2 protein-coding genes are annotated in these 1815 nt (G+C 67.0%); both read left to right on the top strand.

Translation table 11 applies throughout. From position 1 onward, the window contains the following. The coding region (locus ELR45_RS39575) for a hypothetical protein (protein ID WP_205857516.1) at positions 1-181 on the top strand (181 nt) is incomplete at its 5' end. Positions 182-267: 86 nt separating this feature from the next. Beyond that, positions 268-1407, top strand: coding sequence for an AfsR/SARP family transcriptional regulator (locus ELR45_RS29510; protein WP_129669497.1), 1140 nt, complete (start codon positions 268-270; stop codon positions 1405-1407). Positions 1408-1815: the final 408 nt, after the last annotated feature.

The raw sequence follows: 1815 nt of genomic DNA on the forward strand, positions 1-1815 counted from the left end.
GACGCTGCTCCGAAACCGACACAGCGCCTTCGTCGCCCCGGACAACCCGGACCGTCCCCAGCACTTCGAACCGCACGCCATCCCCTTCTTCTCCGGCGACCCGCCGATCGCCCGCGACACCGCCGTTCCACGATGCCCAGCACATCCTGCCAGCAGAAACCCACCAGTGACCGACCAGTGACCACTACGTGATGTGCTGCAAAGGTTGCCATGAACTGCGCACAGCGAAGAAATCCGCGACAGAGGCTCATAGCCGGGGGGTGAATCATGAAGTTCGGCGTGCTGGGACCCTTGGAGATCCGTGACGACGACGGACAGGCCATCTCCCTCACATCCTCCAAGCAGCGCTCGCTGCTTGCCATCCTGCTCTGCAGGAAGAACAGCCGCGTCTCCACCGACAGCCTGCTGGAGATGCTGTGGGCCGCAGATCCACCGTGTTCGGCCCGGACCAACCTGCAAAGCTACGTCCACCGGCTGCGCCGGAGGTTGGGCGACTTCCGCATCGTCCATCAGGTGTCCGGCTACGAACTCACGGTCAAACCCGAGGAGTCCGACGACGAAACGTTCGAACAACTGGCGGATTACGGCCGCCGGGCGCTGGAGGCGAACGATCCGGACAGCGCCGCCCGTCTGCTCAAACGGGCGCTGGGCCTCTGGCGAGGAAACGCCGCCTACTCCGACGTCGACCATTCGAGCGCGATCCACGCCGAAGCGCTCCGGCTCGGCGAGATGCGCCACGTCGCCCTCGAGCTCAAGATCGATGCAGACCTTGCGCTGGGACGCCACGATGCGCTGATCCCGGAGCTCACCACCCTGGTCGAGACATATCCGCTGCGCCAACGGCACTACGCACAGCTCATGCTGGGCCTGCACCGGGCGGGACGGACGGCGGACGCACTCAGCATCTACCAGCGTGCCCGGACCGCGATGATCGACGAGCTCGGCATCGAGCCCAGCTCCGACCTACGCGATCTTGAACGAGCCATCCTCAAGGGCGAGCCCGTACTCGCGGTACCGGGGCAGCCGAAGGTGGACCTGTCCGGAGTGCCCGCACAGTCACGATCATCCGAGGCGTGGCCGTCTCCGCCGTCAGGCGCGCCGCTCACGACCTCCGCCTTCAATGGCTCCGCGTTCAACGATTCGTCGCTTACGCGTTCCCGGCGGGAGCTCGGACGCCACGAGGTCGGCCTGATTCTCGCTCGGTTCTTGCGCGAGCTCGGCATCGACGAACGCGAGATCCCCAGCGACGCCGATGCGCTCGCCGACCTCTTCAAAGCCGCGGTCCCTGGCCGCTCCATCCGCGTCGTCCTCGACGGCCCGTCCGCCGCGCGCCGTGCCGCGGCCACCGCCAGGGCTGACGACGCGCTGGCCAGAACGCACCGGCACCGGCAGGGGGGAGCGCGTTGACAGCGCCGGTGCTCGCCACAGGCGAGCACCCCATCGTCGAGCTGCCTGATCGTACGGACAACGCGACGTATAGCGCGGATATAGCGGGATCCAGGATATTTTCGCCCGGTCGATCCGGCCTCGGGCATCGAGCCTCAACGGCTGCGCGTGCTACGTGCGCCCGTTGACAGCACGTTCGCGGGCTCGCGTTCGTGCACGAACCCGGCATGGCCACATGACAGGCCTGCCCAGACGATCAAGAAGACACCCGGGAGATAGACGACAGTGATACAGACTTACCGCAGGTGGCTGGCCGCCACGGTCGCGGCGACTGGCGCCGGAGCGCTCACACTCGGCGGGACATTGCTGCCCGCCGGTGCCGTCGACACCGAGCCGGGCGGGCTCGGTGTCGACGACCTGCTCAGTTCT

It is taken from the genome of Phytoactinopolyspora endophytica (assembly GCF_004138495.1).
In the GTDB taxonomy this organism is placed as follows: Bacteria; Actinomycetota; Actinomycetes; order Jiangellales; family Jiangellaceae; genus Phytoactinopolyspora; species Phytoactinopolyspora endophytica.